The organism is Neobacillus sp. NPDC097160, assembly GCF_044762155.1.
In the GTDB taxonomy this organism is placed as follows: domain Bacteria; phylum Bacillota; class Bacilli; order Bacillales; family Cytobacillaceae; genus Neobacillus.
Window position 1 is genome coordinate 36,789 of the sequence record NZ_JBIWDU010000022.1, and the last position, 20,394, is coordinate 57,182.

The window sequence follows — 20,394 nt, forward strand, 5'->3', positions numbered from 1 at the left end:
ATACTCCTCAACCCCGACCTTTTTCATCCGTTCTAACTTCTTAAAACGACAGATAAATCATCTTCTACTGTTACCTTACAGCACACAGAAATAGTCAATCCAACGACTACAATTAGTGCTAACGGACATAGCAGCCAAGTCTGCCATGCAACTTGAACTAATTCAATTTTTGCAGCTCCCATAGAGGACATTGCCATACTTACAAGAAATTCCCCTAGAAAATTCGCAGCCAGTACTCCAACTATGATTCCCGATATGAGTACCATCATAGTTCCTGCCATATATTGATGTTGAATACTTTTAGAAGTTAATCCCACACTTCGCATGATGGCAATCTGAGACATATCCTTTGATAATAACATCCGAAGGAATAATGCAGTGATCAATACAGCAATGATTACTGCTATTCCGATTCCGCCTATAACAATCAGGCTCATCTGATCAATGATATTTCCAAGAGTCTGGCTAGTATATTCTTTGATATCATTTACCTGCGCAGAATCGTAAGCCTTCTGGTAGTAGTCCATTTTCACGCGTTTATCAACGCCTTGGGACATATCCATGCTCACAATATACCAAAGGACTGCCTTTTCATTTACCCCAAGACTCGTATGCGCCTTTGCTGTTTTTCCCCCATTTGTAATATCCTGATAAATACCCGTGACTGATAAAATCTGTTCTTCCCCGCCAACCCTGACGGTTACTTCATCTCCTACTTTCTTGTTCAATCCGTCTTTTGCGGCATTGGCAAAGGAAAGCGAAATTTCACCTTTACCCTCCGGTGCTCTGCCTTCCAAATATTTTAATGGAAATACGGAAAAATCTCCGATTTCAATATTAATATAGTCCCAGGAACCTTCCGTATTTTTGACCTGATAGGAACTTGTGATGTAGGCCGCATACTTTTCAATATCCGAATCATTCTGCAGTTCTTCCTGCAGTTTTTTAAAATCTTCTGTAATCGTATCTGTCCTTCGAAGATCGATTCTCATGTCGTATTTTCCTATTCCCATATATGTGGAAAATTCCGGTGAATTCATGGTGTTATATATATTTAAGGGGAGTATGACAATAAACGTACATACGATAAAAATAACAAACAGCAGCCTGTATAATTTGAATCGTTTCCATACATCCCTAAGTCCCATGTAAATAGTGGTGCTGAAGAATTTGTTCTTTAGCAGCGGGAAACTGTATTTTCGGTTATTTCCGCGCTCCATAGAATCTTTTCGTAATGCTTCCACCGCAGAAATCTGATCGATTCTTTTCAGTACTTGCTGGCAGTACATCACAATCATAAAATATACAAGTAATGGAGCTATAAGCGATAGTACATATTTTAAGCTGCCTGATAAATCGGAAGATATGTAAAGTCTCATATTACCGTTTAACAGATTGACTGCTGCAAAGGAAAGCAGATAACCGATAATACCAGCTGCTACTGAGATGACTCTGTATTTGTTAAGATAGACCTTTTTTATATCTTTTTTGGATATCCCTATTGCTTTCATAACACCGATTTCTCTAATATCTTCATCAATTGTTGCCAGAAATGTAAGTCTGATACAAAGCGAAGCGATCACAATAAGCAGAATACTGATAAGTATAATGACCATTGCAATTGCAGTATCCGACATGGCATTAAACAGCAGAAATATCTTTCCTCCGATTGTAGGACCGTTTGCCGGAAGACCTGATTCGATATAGGCAGTCTGAACAGCAGCCGAATCCCCGTTTTCATTCAGTTTGAATTCGATCAGATATTCCAGTTCCCCTGCCTGCTTTTCAAGCATTTCATCATAGTCCGCCTGGTTTATCACAAACCGTTTCGAAGAAGTAAGGGAAGAGTTCATCTCAAAATCTCTTGCATAATCGGAAATGACAAACTCTTTCTCATACCCGCCGCTTTTCACCGTAATCGTATCACCTATTTTTAAATCATGCTGTTCCATGAAATAGATGGGAACGGCAACGAAACCTTCCTTTACATCCAGCTTTTCATTATCCAGATCCAATATAAAATCAAATTTCTTATTCTGTACAACAAATGAAATATCCTGTATAGTTCCAGCCATCGTTTGATTTTGACCAAAATGAATATTGCTTCCATCAATATTCTTAAGAACCATCGTCTCCTGCATCGCTATATGGTCACGGTATTGTTCAGTGAATTGGTCGATTTCTGCCTGGTCATATTCTCCGGCATGCATCACCGTAATATCAGCTGGTACTGCACTCTCCTGAAGATCTGACATTGACTGTATCAGATTGGCAATGTTATTAATGGAACTGGCCGCCAAAATAACTGCCATCGTGATAAATACAAATACAGTTAACGTTACAATTTTGTTTCTGAGGAAATCATTCTTGACTATTTTCAAAAACATTATTTTTTCTCCTTCCTGCATACTTTTTGGAATTCATATTATTCTTACATGCAGGTTTCTGAGTTGACTTCAACTAAATGATTATTAACCGTTCTAAAGTAATCATACAAAATGATATTTATTAAATTAACCTGCTAGAGCCTAAGTATTTACTAAGGCTGTAGCCCTATTTTAGTAAGTTGACTATGGGAGGTTAATAGAAAAATATTCGAAATAGGGGGAAGGAAGCGGAAGGAGTAACTATTGCTTCATCTGCAAAAAAACTTCCCACAAGTTTAAAACCCGTGAGAAGCTTGAATTGTATCCTTTATTAAAGAGTAAGGTAAGCGACTAAAGAATAATATGATTTTTCGTGATATAAAAAGTAATCAGCTCTAATGACTGATTTCACCAATATTTAATAAATGACCCTCCAATTTTGATTTACGGTTGCTTTTACGATTTTATTTTCAAGTATATAGTTTGCAATGATTTCTGAAATATCTGTTGGGATCTCTTTAATAACCGGTTTGTTTTGATACATAAAATAATTACCGCCGCCACCAGCGCGATAGTTATTCATGACGACATCATATTCTTTCTCAGGTTCAACCGGTTTACCTTTGTACTCCAGCTTTACAATTCGTTCGCCAATAGACTTTGAGATATCAATCAAATAATCAATTCCCTCCCACATATCATAATTATAATGTTGCGGTTTTGGTGTAATAAATGAAGGATTCACTTTTATTTCCTCACCGTCATATTGTTCAAAATAAGAGGCTGACTGCTCCAATGCATCTTTCATATCTTGTCCCGTAATACGGATTACCTTTAAGGTATTCGGATAGATATAGTTTGAAACAACTGCTCTCATTGTTACATTCTCTGGAAACCCAAGTGAAATGCTATCAAATAAAGCTGAATTAGAAATATCAACCCCCGCAACCTCCATTTGGACACGATTGATAAATTCAATTAAGGTATTATCCTTTGTTCTAATTTCCATTGGATCTCGAAAAATCATATCTCCTTCGATTTTTCCAATCGGTTGATCTAACCATTCCTGTGTAATGTCTTCGTACATCTTCACCTTTTCCAGTAAGCTGATATCTTCTTCAACAGCAGTTACGGATAGCAATTCAGCGGACTTTTGCACACATTTCCAGCCAACTTCATCTTTTTCTAGCTGTATGGTCACCTTTCCTAGGGCAATTCCATCTTTTCCAGGCTGAACCACGATGACTCCATTAATCATATTGCCAGCAATTTGACGATGCTGGTGACCAGTTAATAGCACATCAATATCTTCTACTTCCATACATAATTGGTATCCTTGATTTTCACCTGTCAATGTTTCTGTTGGCTCTCCCGTTTCTAAATCACATTCAAACCCTCCATGGTAGGAAACCACGACAATATCAACCTTTTCATCATCCTTTAATGTCTTAACCCACTTTTTGGCCGTTACAACAGCATCCTCAAACCTCAATCCTTCAATATGGTGAGGCTGTTCCCAGTTAGGTATATACTGGGTTGTTAAACCAAGAATGCCCACCTTTATGTCTCCTGCCTTTTTCACTAGATAGGGTTTTCCAAAGTAAGGTTCACCCGTTTCTTTACTGACAATATTAGCCGAAAGCCAGGGAAAATTAGATTCATTTACAGTGGAAGCTAGGATGCCTTTACCATAGTTGAATTCATGGTTTCCAAAAACAGCCGCATCATATTTCAATTCATTTGCTAAAACAATCATTGGATTGGGCCAATTGCATTGGATTTTGGCATAGTGATAGGTTAAAGGAGTTCCTTGAATGAGATCACCATTGTCAATCAATAATACATGCGGGTTTTTTGCTCTCTCCTTTTTGATTAAAGAAGCGATTTTGCCTAAACCAACATCGGATGATTGATTACTACCATAGTTGATCGGGAAAACGTTGCCGTGAACATCACTTGTTTCAAGGATGACAAGATCCATTTTTTCCATTAGTGAACTCCTCTCCTTAATTTGCAGCTATTTGATGATCTTTTAAAACATAATCTACACCATAATCCACTAGCAATTGAATTCCAGATTTAGGTTTTAACCTTTCTGGATTAAAGCTGTGCAATGGAATTAAGATTTTGGGATCTATTCGATCTACTATATATTTTAAATGTGAAGGAATAGCATGTCCTCCTGCACCAATATAGGCATAGTTGACGTTTAATTTAGTTAAGATTTTTTTTAGATTTTCAAAAGCGGGATCAAAGTCCCCCAAAGGCACACCGTTTGAATGGATGTATATCCCCTCACCAACATTTAAATCAAATAACTCGAGGACATTTTCATACGTATTTTGCAAATAATATTCACCAGGATTGTTATTAATCATTTCTGCACTTATTGTGTCATGCTTATTGAACAAGTTCAATTTCCATTCTGGTAATGTTCCTGCATGTTCTTCAAATTTAGTTTCAATTGACTTATAAACTAGAAAGTCATGCTCATCTGTTAACTTGTCTAGTAAATAAGCGGTCTCTGGTTCAAAAACAGCTTTCCTAGAAGAGTCTTGTGCTGCTTTTATTATTCCAGTTAATCTATCAATATTACGATGATAAACGTTAAATATTCCTAACCCTTTTGTCTCTTTTAAGCTGTCACTCATTTTTTCAGGAATATTTCCTTCTGTTATCATCCCCTCAGGAATGACATCATTCCCAACGATTGCTTCGCGCATTTCTTCCACACTGCGTAATGTGGTTCCTTCCATGATTAGAGCATCTAGTCCGAGTCTATTCACTTCATTTATAAAATGGTCAATATGTTCCGGGTGTTTCCCATGAATCCTGAGGTCTCCCGTATAAAGAATGACTCCATCTGGTGTTTGGATATGGTATGCACATGCCCCGAGAATATCATGGTCAACCTGAATAGGAGTAATGTTGATTTCTCCTATTGAGAAAGATACACCATAGTCACAGGATTGGTAGTCCCGTTTACCTGGAACGCCTTCCCCAATTACTTCTAATGCTTGATAAAGTTCTTGGCTCTCTTTCGTTAAATACACAGGAATGGACGGAGCAATTAATCCCATTGCACCTATATGATCGAGATGTAAATGAGAAATGATGACTGCTGTTTCTTGCCCATTTTCTTCCGCAGGGATAAGGTCTCGCTGGTAGAAACCTAAACTCTCAGCTGCATATAAGCCATCAATAGGTGGAATCAAATTTAATCTGAGGTTATCACGCACCATTCCATGTGAACGCCTTTTAATTTGCCCATCGAAAATATTGGTTGCCGGATCATAAGTAAGACCAAAGTCAAAAATAACACGGGAATTTTTGTATTCTACAGATACCACTGTTCCACCAATCGTCCTTAAGCCGCCCCAAAATCGTATATTGGTATGATGTAAATTTTTTGCCATTTTATTTGTCACCTCGTAAAATATTCTCAATGATTGACTCATGTCTATTTGAATGAAGAAGGGAACCATTGACTGGCCCCCCATTTCTTCTTTCTTCTATATTATTTACTAGCCCTATCTAAAGCATCTTGTGTATTCTTTACAGCATCTTGGAGTCCCTGATCAACTGATTTTTTCCCTACTAATACTGCTTGAATTTCAGTAGAATATGCATTTTTCATTGCAAATGCACCGTTAATATGCGGGAAGAAGTAACCAGCATCAAATTGTTTTTCTGCTGCAGCGTATTTTGGATTTTCTTCAATATATTTTAACCACACAGAGTCATTTAAAGCCGATTCACGAACTGGTACATATCCAGTGTTTTGAGCCCAATAAATAGTCTGGTCTTTACTAGAAAGGAATTTCATAAACTCCCAAGAGGCAAGTTTCTGTTGATCGTCTGCTGAATTGAAAGTCACTAAATTTGTACCTTGGAATTGTGTTGATGCTTTCTTGCCTGCAGGAAGTGGAGCCGTTGCCCAATTAATTTTATCTTTCGCACCAGCTTCTACGAAAGAGATTCCTGCTGATGAACCGATATACATCGCTACATCACCACGGCTAAATGGATCAGACATAAATTTATCTTCACCAGCTAGTCTTGCAATCTTTTTATTGTTAACCATATCATTTAAGAAAGTAAGTGCCTTTTTACCCTCTTCAGAATCGAATGTTACCTTTTTGCTGTCAACATTTACAAATTGGCCGCCCGCTTGTTGAACCCAAGTTGGAAAATTGAGACCAATTGCATTTTCAAAGCCCATCCCAATTACATTTCCCTTTGTTAATGTTTGAGCGGCATTTTCAAGTTCTGCCCAAGTGGTTGGAACCTTTAAATTATTTTCTTTGAACATATCTGTATTATAGTAAAGAACTTCTGTACTTTTATTAAATGGGACACCATAGAATTTATTATTCCAACTATTTTCGTCGCGGAATACTTTTACAATGTCATTAAGTTCAGAATCAGACCAACCTACTGTCTTATTTTGAATATATGGGGTTAAATCTGTGATTAAATTATTATTTATATAATCTTGCATCCAATCTTCATAAGCTTGTGCCATTACAGGTGAAGTATGTGATTTAGCTGCAGCCATTAACTTTTTGTTTAAATCATCATATGTCCCTTGATTGACAAGCTTAACAGTGATGTTTGATTGTGAATCATTAAATTTCTGTGTCATCGTTTGTAACGTCTTCTCTAAGTTACCGGTCATAGCATGCCAAAATTCAATGGTTACAGGCTTATCAATCTTCGTTGGGATATCTGCTGTTTTTTGCTTTTCAGTACTAGATGGTTTCGGTGCTGTTGAACACGCAGCAAGACTAATAGCCAACAAACAAACGAATAAAACGTGTACGATTTTTTTCACGGTGTCTAACCTCCAAATTTTTTATAAAAAATAGGATAATTGCGTTTTATTTAAATAGGATCACTTAGTGCGTATCACCTCCTTAAGGATCTTTTGAATTAACCCTTAATTCCTGCTCTAGCAACACCTTCAATGATATATTTTTGTAAAATTATATACAGAATAATCATTGGTAATATAATCATGGATGACGCTGCCATTAACAATTCATATTTCGTACCGGTATCTGTACTAAATGCGATTAATCCCACAGGTAAAGTTCGCATATTTTCAGAACTTGTAACGATTAAAGGCCACATAAAAGCGTTCCAGCTGCCGATCGCTTTTAATATAGCAATCGTTATTAATGCTGGTTTTGCAAGTGGGACCATGACTGACCAAAGAAAACGAAAATCACTGCAGCCATCGATTTTTGCAGCAAAGGAAAGTTCCTTTGGAATCGAAAGGAAAAATTGCCGCAATAAAAAGATGGAAAAAACACTTGCTAACCATGGAACGATTAATGCCTGGTAATGATCAATCCACCCTAAATTCGATAAGGTGACAAAATTAGGAATCAATAGGACTTCACCTGGGACCATCATAGTTCCTAGCAAAATAGAAAAGATAATATCGCGGCCATAAAAATTAATTCTTGAAAAAGCATAGGCAGCGAGAATAGTAGTGATCAACTCACCTATAGTACTAGCGACTAGAACAATCACACTATTAACCGAATACGTAGCAAAAGGAGCTGAGAACCACGCTTTTATATAATTGCCCCATTGAATATCAGTAGGAATCCACTTTGGAGGCATAATCATCACTTCGTTTGCTGCTTTTAAGGAGGTACTTATCATCCATATAAAAGGCAAGAGCATCAATAGGCTGCCTAGGATTAACAAAAGATAAACAAAACCTTTAGAAAGTGCTTCTTTTTGCAATATTCTCCCCCCTTGTGTTAATAATTTACTTTCTTCTTACCAACATATAGTTGAATCAGAGTAAAAATAAAAATAATAAATAACAAGACATAGGCCGCTGCTGAGGCAACCCCAAAGTTCCATTCTCCGTAAAATTTATTATAAATATAGTAAACAATCGTCTCTGCACTTCCTGCAGGGCCTGGTTGCCCACCAAAGAGAGCAAAGACTTCATCAAACACCTTAAAGGAGTTGATAATGGAAACGATCGAGATAAAAAATGTCGTCGACGATAGTAATGGGACCGTAATATTCTTAAATCTTTCCCAAGCCCCTGCACCATCGATTCTAGCGGCTAAATAGTATTGCTTATCAATATTTTGTAATCCTGATAAGAAAATAATGATATTGTAGCCAAGACCTTTCCATATCGCTAAAATAATAAGGGAAGGCATAGCCCAATCAGGGTCGGATAACCATTTAATCGGTGAAATCCCTAAATAACCAAGGGCATAATTCAGCACCCCATATTGGCTGTGGAAAATCCAGCGCCAAACAATTGATACTGCCACGACAGATGTAACAAACGGGATGAAGTAAATGGTACGAAACAACCCGCGAAACTTTATTTTTTGATGTAAGAATGTAGCAATGACCAATGAAATGATAATAGAAAGCGGAACAACACCGATGACAAAAATCATCGTATTTTGTAACGACTTCCAAAATTCAGAATCCTGGAAAATAAATGTATAGTTATCCAACCCTCTTGCAAAAACAAGGTCTTTAAAATAGTCATAATCCGTATAAAAACTCATAAAAAAGGACTTAATAATTGGATAAAAACTAAAAGTTCCAATGATTAACAATGCAGGAATAAGATACAGAATCGCCTTCATTGTTTTTTTCATTGTTGGTTTATCATTCAAAATAAGTACCTCCTATCCTTTTTATTGCAGCAAGTTTTTACCATTGCTCCTATCAAATAAATGAGTACGTCCAGGACGAATAGCTAATTTCACCATATCTCCTCGATTAACCTTTACATCTGGAGAAACAATGGCACGCAGGTTTGTTTGTCCCAATCTTGCATACAATAAATTATCTCTTCCAATTCGCTCAACCATCATGACCTCTACTGTGATCCCCGCTTTTGCTAGATCGGATTCTATATAAAGGTCTTCTGGTCTAACACCAAGCTCAAATTCACCATTAATATCTACATAACTTTTTACAAGTGAGTCTAATCGATAGGTATCCTCCGTATCGGGTAAAACGATAGTTTGCAAATCATTGCGGAGTTTAACCGATAGTATATTAATAGGTGGATTCCCCAGAAATTGAGCGACAAACTGATTTTCAGGATAGTCATACATATCTTGCGGGGGACTAAATTGCTGTCTTTTTCCATCCTTCATTAGTAAAACTTTATCTGAAATACTCATGGCTTCTTCTTGATCATGAGTAACAAAAACGGTTGTAATTCCAACTTCTTGTTGAATACGTCTGATTTCTTCTCTCATTTCTAAACGTAGTCTAGCATCTAAATTGGACAGTGGCTCATCCAACAGGAGTAGTTTCGGCTTTTTAACTAATGCTCGAGCAATTGCCACACGTTGTTGCTGTCCACCTGATAATTGACTTGGTTTACGATCTAATAAGTGATCTATTTGAACGAGGGCAGCCATTTCTCTAGCTCTACCTTCTGCTTCCTTTTTTGGTACTTTCGCCATTTTTAATGGGAACATGATATTCTTGAAAACAGTCAAATGAGGATATAAGGCGTAGTTCTGAAACACCATCCCAATTTCACGGTTTTCTGGTTCCACTTTATTTACGAGACGTTCGCCAAAATATAGTTCACCTTCGGTTGGTTGATAAAGGCCTGCTAACATAAATAACGTAGTACTTTTTCCACAGCCGCTTGGCCCCAATAAAGATACAAGCGTACCTTCTTCTATCGTTACATTTAAACGATCAACAGCAGTAACATTATCAAATCTCATGGTGATATCTCTTAGCTGTATTTTCAACAGAATGCCTCCTCGCGTTGAGTTTGGTTTACTCCCTAATAGTACCGAGGATTTATTAAGTACTTGTGAATTTAATGTTCAGATTAAATGAATATTATGGTATAATAAAATCTTGACCGTTTGCCTAAAATTAAAAAACATCATAAATGGTTGATCAATTTAGGACATTTATGTTGTTGTTGAAAGCGGGACTTCTGATAAGCGATAAGGATTACAACAGTTGATTATGATAAACAAAAACTCGCTAATCATTAGAAAATCGCCGGTGGAAAATCAGGAAATTACATTCGAAAATGGTATTCCAAAAATCCCTAATAAGTAAAGTGAATGGCAGGTATCAATAGGTAATTACGAATTACCTATCGATACCTGCCATTTTAAAGGAACTACGTTAATCGAATTAGGAAAAGGGCTACAGTAGTAATCCCTTTTCATCTCTAGCCCCAAGTCCATTTCTATTTACAAATCACTCAAAACGATTATTCCCGGAACCCCCTGTTAAGTGATATCATTTAAGAAAAAGTGACACTGCCATATTCACGCCTGTTGTCTATATACTGGGGAATTCCCGATTTTCTTAATATATCGCTAAATATTACATACTCATATCTAGAGCTTCCATCATCATAGCAGACTTTATCTAGGACTTCATGCCGAACCAAGTACGTGCAGTGGATTACTTCTACTTCAATTAGTCCCGTTATCCGTCCATATAAAATATCGAAATAATAATTGGAATCTTTATAATATCCATACTCGTCCGTAATGTAATGATAGTTGGAGTAAAAACTGTTTGGATTATCTCCGTTTCTCAATAAGGGTCCAACAACAGGCAATCGGGTAGTCAGCAGAATTTCGAGTGTTTCAGGTACTATGAAATTATCACAATCCACGACAAAATAATGGGTCCCTTTTTTTAGAGCCCAATCTATAGATTCTTGGCGTATACGTCCCAGAACTTTAAATCTTATAGAATTCCACTCATGTGGAGCATAGTCCTGGACACGCTCTTCTACATCGCTATCATCGATATATATTTCTGAATACCTATCTTTCACTTTTTCAATCCAGTGTTTAAGTATTACTGCAGTATGATCGTTATTATTATTGGTACGTATATAAAGCTTGATTTTAGATGCTGGATAGGTTTGTTTTTCAATCAAATCAAGATACAATGGCAAAACATGAGCTTTATCCTTAGCAAGAATCGCTATCGTAACATATTCTATAGCGTCCAATATATTAATCCCCTTTCTAATGTGAACCATTACAATGGGCTACAATGTCTTCCCATATCATAAAGATACGCACAACATCTTCCTCAATAAGCTCTGTTCCTGCTTGGACTTCAATAAACTCTAAGTCGGTTAGCGCTTTAATGGCATGTAATGAGCCGGCTGGAATGTGTAATACATCTCCCTCGTGAATTTCTCTGATATTTCCATTTAATACAAATATACCTGTCCCTTTTATAATCGTCCAAACTTCACTACGGTGATAATGCTTTTGATAACTGAGATTTTTGCCGGAATTTACTCCGATTCTTTTCGTTAAGACTTCTTTCGTTTCATTTAATTTAGTAAAATCTAATACGCGGTACCAACCCCATCGGCGTTCTTCATACATCGGCCGATTGTTGAACTGATTGGCTATGACTTTAACTTTCGCACTTTCTTTCTTATCTGAAACTAGAATGCCATCAGGACTCACCGCTACGATTACATCCGACAGACCTAATACCGAAACTGGAATATCTAATTCATTGACAATGTGAACATTTTTACAATCAGAACTGATACTTCCCTTTCCGATTATAGGTTCATCCATTTCTTCCGTAAGCGTATCCCACGTCCCAAGATCCTTCCAATTTCCATCATAGGACACTACAACGATGCTATTTGTATTTTCTACTACTTCATTATCAAAACTCTTGGTTGGTAATTGCGTATAAGCTTTTACTAGATCTGGATAATTTAAGGGTAATCCCCTTTTTTTCAAGCCGTTTAAAATGAACTCCAATCTAAATACAAAAACGCCACAATTCCAAAGTGCCCCACTAGCAATCAGTTTTTCCGCATGTTCATAAGCAGGTTTTTCCTTAAAACAACGAACAGTCTGATAAATTTTTTCTGTTGACTCAGATGGAACAATGTAGCCATATTTTTCTGATGGAAAAGTAGGTTTAATCCCCATTAATACAAGATCCGCATCAGAATTCTGTATTATTCTTTCCAATGATTTTATCTGTTCAAAAAACTTATCTTCTACCAATGAATCAACAGGCATGACAATGACGATCTCATCCTGCTTTATACCTTTAAGAGAATATAAATAGACAGATGATAAAGCAATAGCCGAATAAGTATCCCGTCTACTAGGTTCAATCACTAATGGGACACCCGTATCTATTTGGCTATGGATCATATCCATCTGTGAATGACTAGTTGAAATAACGGTATTTTCCGCCAGATGTGTCCTTTGAAGCTGCTGCCAAATACGTTGAAGCATCGAGATGGGTTTATGGTCAGAAGGTAATAGTTTAATAAATTGTTTTGAGCGTGAATCATTGGATAAAGGCCAAAGACGTTTTCCTGAACCGCCAGATAATAATATGAGATGCAGAATGTTTCACTCCAATCTAGTTGTAGAGTCTGCATATGCAATTTGCAACTAAATTCCCTAATTTCTATGGTATGAAAAAAAAATATATATGGTGTGGACAATCATATTAGTCTTTCTAAATAAAAAATCAATCATCGCTCTCATTTCACGGGTCGTGCGAATTGAAAGGATGATTGATTTTTAAACTTGTTTATTTGTGCTCAAGCAGTTTCTTGACCCTGCCGCATATTTCTACGTGATTCAAAACATAGGTGATATTCATTTACTTGAACCTTTCATCGGTTGGAAACGGCTATCTACTTGCCCAGCCTTCTATAACCAGTCGTCTTTGGCTGTTTTTTTGACAAGAGGCTCTAAATACTGCTTGTTATGGAGAATGCTAGGGTGATTGGGATCATACTGCCGGGCAACCTCATTGTGTTCATATGCAAGTTCATGGTTTCCTAAGCGGTCATAACAAACGCATAATTTTAAATGTGGAAGCCATGTCCAAAAAGCATGGTTGATCAATCCCATGTTATCACTTGGCTTTCCCAGCTGCGTCGCCAGCTTATACCAAAAGATGGCCCTTTCGTACTGATGTTCCTCAAAAGCCATGTTTCCTAGGCGGCAACAAAACTCTGCCCGAGGAGAGTCGTATTCAAAGGATTTGAGAAGATAGTGAAGTTCGTGTTCTTTATCTCCTAAGGCGTTGTAACAATCAGCCATCCTGCCACATGCGGAAATGTTATCTTCTACCCATCCTTTTTTTGTGTTTAAAAATTGTATATAAAATGTAATAGCCTTTTCAATTTGATGATGGTCAAACAGTTCGTTTCCAAAGTAAAACAAATCCCTAGGAGAAAATTGTTCACCCTGATTTAAACGGTTTTCGTAGATTCGAAGATTTCTGTCTGAATCATGGTGGATTCTATTATGTGTAACGCCCACATCGCTGTGAAGAATGTCTCCCCAAACCTCCAGATACTCATGCACAACTCCAATCCATTGAAAGTTGTTTTGCCTTTTTACAAGGCGATTCCGTCTGAGGCTGGCTGTGACATTTCCATTGTCATCAAAAGACAGGTTGTAAATCATGGTTACAGAGTCAATGGAAGGATGAAGGGATTTTTTTAATGATAAAAATTTCTGTCGATCCTCTTCCAGAAGCACATCATCCGCATCCAACCAAAAAATGTAGTCCATTTTTGCTTGACTAAATGCAAAATTGCGGGCGGCAGCAAAGTCATTTATCCAATGGAAGTCAATTACACGGTCTGTATAATGAAATACAATCTCCTTGGTTTTATCAGATGAACCAGTATCAACAATCACGATTTCATCAACAAGGTCCTTAACAGAACCCAAGCATCTGCCTATGGTGTCCTCTTCATTTTTAACTATCATGCAAAGGCTAACAGTAATCAAGCTTTAACGCTCCTTTAACAAATATTTTACCTAGTTTTATGCTATGAAATTAACTATTAATTTGTGTGTACAGCCCTAATAAATAGTTAAAAGAAAAAAACCGCCTCCATAATTCCGTATTTACATGAACTTGGGGGCGATTTTCTTATTTAATATTATTTAACCATTAAGGGGTACTAAATGGACCCTTTGTCTTTTGGATTTGAAAAGGCTAAAACAAACACACATTTTTTGAAAAATAATAAAAAAAGGCTACTTGTCCACACTCATCTAATGCTTATTTCATAAAAATATATAAGTTTTATAGAAAGGAGATGAAAAAATTGTCAATAGAAGATAATTCAACTAGAGGACAAAATCCTAGGACAAGCAATACTGGTAAAAGATGTAATAGATGTGGGCGTTTTACTTGTATATGTAATGTGACGCAAAATGTTGAAGTAAACGTTACCGTTGGAGATCAAAGAGCTACTGGCGCTATTGGCGCTACTGGTGATCCTGGACCTACTGGAGATCCTGGACCTACTGGTGCTACTGGTAGAACTGGAGCAACCGGGGCTGCTGGTGCTACTGGTAGAACTGGAGCTACTGGCGCTCCTGGTAGAACCGGGGCTACTGGCGCTACTGGCGCTACCGGAGCTACTGGCGCTACCGGAGCTACTGGCGCTACCGGGGCTACTGGCGCTACCGGGGCTACTGGCGCTACTGGCGCTACCGGGGCTACTGGCGCTACTGGAGCCACTGGAGCCACTGGAGCCACTGGGGCTACTGGCGCTACTGGCGCTACTGGCGCTACTGGCGCTACTGGCGCTACTGGCGCTACTGGAGCCACTGGCGCTACTGGAGCCACTGGAGCCACTGGAGCCACTGGACCAACAATTCCCATCTCTGTTAACCGAATTTACGTGGCAAACTTCGGCAATGGTAATGTTTCGGTCATTGACGGAAATACCGAAACTATTATAACTACTGTTGCAGTAGGTTCTGGTCCAAATGCTGTAGGCGTGAATTCAGTAACAAACGAAATTTATGTAGTAAACTCGGGCAGTAATAATGTCTCAGTCATTGACGGTAGTACTAACACTGTAATAGCCACCGTTACAGTAGGCCTTTTTCCGAGGGCGGTAGGCGTAAATCTGGTGACAAACCTAATTTACGTAGCAAACAGTAATAGCAATGTTTCGGTCATTGACGGAAGCACCAATACTGTAATAGCTACCGTTACAGTAGGTGCTGCTCCAGAAGGCGTAAGTGTGAATCCGACAACCAATCGAATTTACGTGGTAAACAATGCGGGCGCAACTGGTTCTGTCTCAGTCATTGACGGAAATACCGCAACGGTTATAGCCACCATTCCGGTAGGCGTTGCTCCAATTGGCACAGACGTCGATCGATTAACTAACGTAATTTATGTAGCAAATTCAAACAGTAACAATGTCTCCGTTATCGATGGGCTTTCCAATACCGTATTCGCTACCGTTCCAGTAGGTGGTGTTCCAGTCGCCCTAGGAGTGAATCCCGTAACCAACCGCATTTATGTAGCAAACGAATTGGATGATACTGTCTCAGTCATTGACGGAAGTACCGATACGGTTATAGCCACCGTTCCGGTAGGTGCGAGTCCATCCGCTGTAGGTGTGAATCCTTTAACGAACGGAATTTATGTGGCGAATGAATCCGGAATAACTGGTAGTGTCTCGGTCATCAGTGGGAATACCAACACCGTCATCGATACAATTGGAGTAGGTAATAGTCCGGACGGCATAGGCGTGAATCCTTAAAACTGGATATACGTGGTTAACGAAGCTAGCGGGAATATCTCGGTCAATGACGGGAATATAAAGTCGATCCATTGATGAAGACGTAATACCCCCTAGAGGTTGATAGAGGAACAGAACTCCCAGGATGTTCTTCTTAAGGACAGCAGTTGCTCTCGTCTTCTTACAAGTAGCTGCTGTCTTTCTCTTTTTTACTGTAATTGATGATTCATTCAAATGATAATGCCAGTTGCAACTGGAATGTTTGAATCATATGGTGTAGAAAGAAAATGAGAACCCAGAGAGGTGTCCACATGATAACCATAAGTCTTTGTATGATTGTGAAAAATGAGGAGGAAACCCTTGAACGATGCTTACAATCCGTTCGAGACATCGTAGATGAAATTGTCATTGTCGATACAGGATCTACAGACAGGACCAAAGAATTAGCCAGCAAGTGGACTCTAAATGTCTATGATTTCGAATGGATTCATGACTTTGCGGCAGCACGGAACTTCTCCTACACAAAGGCCACAATGGACTACATCCTGTGGCTCGATGCGGACGATATACTGTTGCCCGAAGACTGCGAGAAGCTTTCCAAACTTAAAAAATCACTCTCATCGGAAATAGATGCGGTCTCAATGCCATACCACTGCGATTTTGATGACAATGGAAACGTCACGCTTACTGTGCGGCGTTTTCGATTGGTAAAGCGGTTAAACAATTATCAGTGGGAAGGTGCAGTTCATGAAGATTTAGTAATAAGGAATGGTTGCTTTTACGATTCCGATATCGTGGTCATGCATCGAAAAAATTACAAAACGGCTGACCCTGATCGAAATATAAAGATATATGAAAAATTAATACGAGATGGAAACAAACTTACCGCAAGAGACTCACTACACTTTGCAATGGAGCTACATCAACATCGACTTTTTCAAGAAGCCGTTAAATACTATCTAAAATTCTTGAACTTTGATAATCTATCAAACGAAAACAGAATTTTTGCCTGCTCAAAGCTCGCCGACTGCTACTACCATCTTGGCAATCGAAAAAAAGAGAGGGAATATACATTTAAAACATTTGAATATGATATCCCTCGCCCTGAAGCGTGCTGCCGCTTAGGTTATTATTTTATAGAAAACAAGCAATTCTCACAAGCAATATTTTGGTATAAAACGGCAATTGAATCACAGGAAAACAGTAGTTGGAACATTCAAAATACGGCGAGTCGAACATGGATACCACATATGCAGCTTGGTCTTTGCTACTTTCAGATTGGAGAATATGAATTATCTTACCACCATAACAAAATTGCACATTATTATAGACCGGATGACGAGGGAATTTCCCAAAATATGCAATTACTAGAAGACTTGAAAAACAGAAATTTAAATGATTCATGAAACCACATCTAGAAAGTAGAATCATAATTTCCTCTTTAAACCCGTTCCTTACATTGAAGAAACATGTACTTAAACGGAGGCTTTTGTTAAATATTTATAATTAATAAGCAGAAAATATGCAAGTTTTTATTAATTTCTTGAATGTTTTCTGCTTATTTTCTTTAAAGGAAAATTCTTCAAAACAACATTAATATGACCACTAATATGGAAGAAAAGGCCTCCCACCAATTTAGTAAATTGATGAAAGACCTTCTCTAATGAGCTTTTAGCTTATTGAAGTTGAACTTTTTCCTCACTATGAGCAAAAATATGAGCATTTAAACCTCATACATTTAAAAATCTCTATATATCAAGGCTTTATGATGTTTATTACATCATGCCGCCCGTAGGTTGAGAGTGTGTAATATCTTTAACGATTTGTGCAGAAAGTGCGGTATATCAACATTTTTGTAAGTCAGAGGTGTAACATCTTTAACGGGAATTTACCGTTTTCCACTTGATTGAGTTAGCAAAATGTTAGCATTTTGGTAGCGCACATTTCTTTACATAATCATTATTATTAAAGTGAGATAATTTATCAGAACAAAATCTAACAGGCTAATTTTTAACATCCTGCAGAACAGTTCCCTTCCCTAAAAGCAACTCTCGTAAAGTTTTGAAATTGACTAAAATCGTTCCAACAATAATGGTTAAAGCACCTATGCCTGTTAGCCAAGAAATATATTCATGGTAAAGGATCACTCCTAATATTACGGCAATTAATGGTGAGATATACAGCCAGGTGGAAGGAAAAACGGGATTTGTCCGTGAGACAAGCCAATAATAAATGCTATGGGCAATCATTGATCCAAAAATAATTAAATAAAGAAGCGAACCAATGGAAGCTGGGCTTAAAAGATCATCAGACTGAATGTTCTCGGTAAATATTGATAAAATGATTAACAAAATCCCCCCATGCATCATTTGCGCTGCATTTAAGGCAATCGGTGATGTCTTTTCAAATTTCCGGATAACATGCTTCGTATAAATCGTCCCCGAAGCGTAAAAAATTTGTCCGATTATTATGGCGAAACAACCCACCAGCCAAAAGGGACTAACAACAATTGAAAAACTAGGTAAGATTAAGAACGTGACCCCAATGACTCCAACGACACAACCAATCAATGATTTTCGATTTTCCTTTTGCTTCAATATGAATGTCTGAATAACAATGATCATCATCGGAGCAGTAGCAGATAAGACAGCTGCAATCCCTGAAGTCACATACTGTTCTGCCCAGTATAAGGTGGCAAACGTCCCAAATGTTAAACCTACTCCTGTAAAAAACATCTCTTTCCGAAATAATAACAATATTGTCGTTTTTCCTTTCCAAACCATCATACTAAATAGCAGCAAACCAGCAATGAAAAAACGAAGTCCCGCTGATAAAAATGGAGGCACTCCTGCATCAACACCAATTTTAATCGCTAAAAATGTCGTTCCAAAAATCAAACACATGAAGAAATAATTAATAATAACCATTTAAAACTCCTCCTCTTTTTTTCTATCATAAAAGAAGGGCAATAGAACAGATTAGAAAAGATAGAACAGATTAGATTGGATCGTGGTACAATCGTTTTGAATAGGAGGAATCGATGTGGGCAACGCGATTCAAAATGAAGATTTTCTTTTTAAGAAGGTATATGATTATGTACTGCACCGAATAGAACGTAATGAATGGAAAGAACATCAAAAGCTTCCCTCCGTTCGGCAATTAGCATCAGAAATGAATCTTCATCGATTAACTGTATTAAAGGCATATCAATTACTGAAACAGCATGACAAGGTTTATGTAAAAGATAAAGTAGGCTATTTTGTCCAAGCAAATATGACGAAAAATCTTGAATATCTGGACAATCCAATTGTTTCTGCATACGTTCAAAAAAATCATTTATCTGAAATCCATCAATCACCTGTTTCCTATCATTTTTCTCAGGCGTTAATTGATCCAAATCTTTTGCCAAATCAATATTTTTCAGGTTACGTGAAGAAAGTTTTCGACCTTTATCCCAAAGTACTTGCAACCTACTCAACTGTGCAAGGGGATTTAGAGTTACGCGAAGCACTCACTCAATATTTTATCAACCAGTATAAAACTCATCTCAATCCCGATGATCTGTTAATCACTTCAGGCTCACAACAAGCGATTCACTTAATTGCTCAAACTTTTATTAAGTCAGGAGACACCGTCTTATTTGAACGTCCAAGCTATAGTGCTGCGATTGATATTTTTAGAGCACAAGGAGCACAGATTATAACGGTTGATATCCATCCAGACGGGTACGATTTTGAGCAGGTTGAACGATATCTTAAACAATATAAACCACGCCTTTTTTATCTCAACCCAACATTCCATAACCCGACTGGTTATACTGTTTCCGTCGGGCAGCGCAAGAAATTAGTAGAACTGGCTGAACAATATCGCTGTCTATTAATTGAGGACGATGCCTATCACGACATATATTTTGATCATGCCCCGCCACCACCAATTTACACATATGATACTGCCGGGACAGTCATTTATATCCGAAGCTTTTGCAAATATATCTCACCTGGTTTGAGAATTGCGACTGTTATTTGTCAATCATCCTTAATGAAATCACTAATAACAGTAAAGTCGTTAACTGACAATGGCTCACCACTTCTCAATCAAAAAATTTTTCTCCATTACTTTTCCTCACTTAGAATGCAGCAACACTTGGAGAAACTACGTATCGCCCTGCAGATCCGAAAGGAAATCATGGAGGAAGAGCTAGCGGTAACAGATTGGAAATGGAACAGTCCAAAAGGCGGTCTGAATTTATGGGTCCAGCTCCCAGATAACCTTCCAACAGAATTATTATTAACAAAAAGCATTGAACAATCTATATCCTTTGTCCCAGGTCAAGTGTGTGATCCATTAAAGCAACTATCATCCTGGATCCGTTTAAGCTATTCTTACGCTAATGAAAAGCAATTAAGTGAAGGGGTAAAAAGGTTTGTCGCAGTGGCACAATCTCTTTCGACTTGATCAACCAATAACCGA

At 37.8% G+C, this 20,394-nt stretch carries 14 protein-coding genes; 3 read left to right on the forward strand and 11 right to left on the reverse strand.

What is annotated here, in order from left to right:
* Window positions 1-32: 32 nt before the first annotated feature.
* The 10 genes from ACIQXV_RS25290 to ACIQXV_RS25335 all read right to left on the reverse strand — a co-directional run bounded on the left by ACIQXV_RS25290 (window position 33) and on the right by ACIQXV_RS25335 (window position 14,164).
* On the reverse strand, window positions 33-2,387 hold the full coding sequence (locus ACIQXV_RS25290) for an ABC transporter permease (protein ID WP_402963705.1): 2,355 nt from the start codon (window positions 2,385-2,387) through the stop codon (window positions 33-35).
* Between the two features lie 397 nt (window positions 2,388-2,784).
* The gene (locus ACIQXV_RS25295; RefSeq protein WP_402963708.1) at window positions 2,785-4,356 is read right to left on the reverse strand and encodes a bifunctional metallophosphatase/5'-nucleotidase; all 1,572 of its coding nucleotides are present in this window, start codon (window positions 4,354-4,356) and stop codon (window positions 2,785-2,787) included.
* Window positions 4,357-4,372: 16 nt separating this feature from the next.
* Window positions 4,373-5,782, reverse strand: coding sequence for an MBL fold metallo-hydrolase (locus ACIQXV_RS25300; protein WP_402963711.1), 1,410 nt, complete (start codon window positions 5,780-5,782; stop codon window positions 4,373-4,375).
* A gap of 101 nt (window positions 5,783-5,883) precedes the next feature.
* The gene (locus tag ACIQXV_RS25305) at window positions 5,884-7,200 is read right to left on the reverse strand and encodes an ABC transporter substrate-binding protein (protein ID WP_402963714.1); all 1,317 of its coding nucleotides are present in this window, start codon (window positions 7,198-7,200) and stop codon (window positions 5,884-5,886) included.
* Window positions 7,201-7,298: 98 nt separating this feature from the next.
* Complete coding sequence (locus ACIQXV_RS25310) at window positions 7,299-8,123, reverse strand: carbohydrate ABC transporter permease (RefSeq protein WP_402963717.1); 825 nt, start codon at window positions 8,121-8,123, stop codon at window positions 7,299-7,301.
* 17 nt (window positions 8,124-8,140) lie between these two features.
* Window positions 8,141-9,031: a carbohydrate ABC transporter permease gene (locus ACIQXV_RS25315; protein ID WP_402963720.1), complete on the reverse strand. Its 891-nt coding sequence runs from the start codon at window positions 9,029-9,031 to the stop codon at window positions 8,141-8,143.
* Window positions 9,032-9,052: 21 nt separating this feature from the next.
* A complete protein-coding gene (locus ACIQXV_RS25320; protein ID WP_402963723.1) occupies window positions 9,053-10,135 on the reverse strand; it encodes an ABC transporter ATP-binding protein in 1,083 nt (360 codons plus the stop codon).
* A gap of 512 nt (window positions 10,136-10,647) precedes the next feature.
* Entirely contained in the window at window positions 10,648-11,373 is a 726-nt protein-coding gene (locus tag ACIQXV_RS25325; protein WP_402963726.1) for a hypothetical protein, read from the reverse strand.
* A gap of 16 nt (window positions 11,374-11,389) precedes the next feature.
* Window positions 11,390-12,760 carry a sugar phosphate nucleotidyltransferase gene (locus tag ACIQXV_RS25330; RefSeq protein WP_402963847.1) on the reverse strand — a complete coding sequence of 457 codons (1,371 nt, stop codon included), beginning with the start codon at window positions 12,758-12,760 and terminating at the stop codon, window positions 11,390-11,392.
* A gap of 309 nt (window positions 12,761-13,069) precedes the next feature.
* Window positions 13,070-14,164: a tetratricopeptide repeat-containing glycosyltransferase family 2 protein gene (locus ACIQXV_RS25335; RefSeq protein WP_402963729.1), complete on the reverse strand. Its 1,095-nt coding sequence runs from the start codon at window positions 14,162-14,164 to the stop codon at window positions 13,070-13,072.
* Window positions 14,165-14,487: 323 nt separating this feature from the next.
* On the opposite strand from ACIQXV_RS25335, the gene ACIQXV_RS25340 reads away from it, so the two are divergent.
* A complete protein-coding gene (locus ACIQXV_RS25340) occupies window positions 14,488-15,945 on the forward strand; it encodes a beta-propeller fold lactonase family protein (RefSeq protein ID WP_402963732.1) in 1,458 nt (485 codons plus the stop codon).
* 290 nt (window positions 15,946-16,235) lie between these two features.
* Window positions 16,236-17,330, forward strand: coding sequence for a tetratricopeptide repeat-containing glycosyltransferase family 2 protein (locus ACIQXV_RS25345; protein WP_402963735.1), 1,095 nt, complete (start codon window positions 16,236-16,238; stop codon window positions 17,328-17,330).
* Window positions 17,331-17,927: 597 nt separating this feature from the next.
* On the opposite strand, the gene ACIQXV_RS25350 is transcribed toward ACIQXV_RS25345, so the two are convergent.
* Window positions 17,928-18,851 (reverse strand): DMT family transporter, encoded by a 924-nt coding sequence (locus ACIQXV_RS25350; RefSeq protein ID WP_402963738.1) that lies wholly within the window; start codon window positions 18,849-18,851, stop codon window positions 17,928-17,930.
* A 115-nt stretch (window positions 18,852-18,966) separates the two neighbouring features.
* Here ACIQXV_RS25350 and ACIQXV_RS25355 point away from each other — a divergent pair, with 115 nt between their 5' ends.
* The gene (locus ACIQXV_RS25355) at window positions 18,967-20,379 is read left to right on the forward strand and encodes an aminotransferase-like domain-containing protein (RefSeq protein ID WP_402963741.1); all 1,413 of its coding nucleotides are present in this window, start codon (window positions 18,967-18,969) and stop codon (window positions 20,377-20,379) included.
* Window positions 20,380-20,394: the final 15 nt, after the last annotated feature.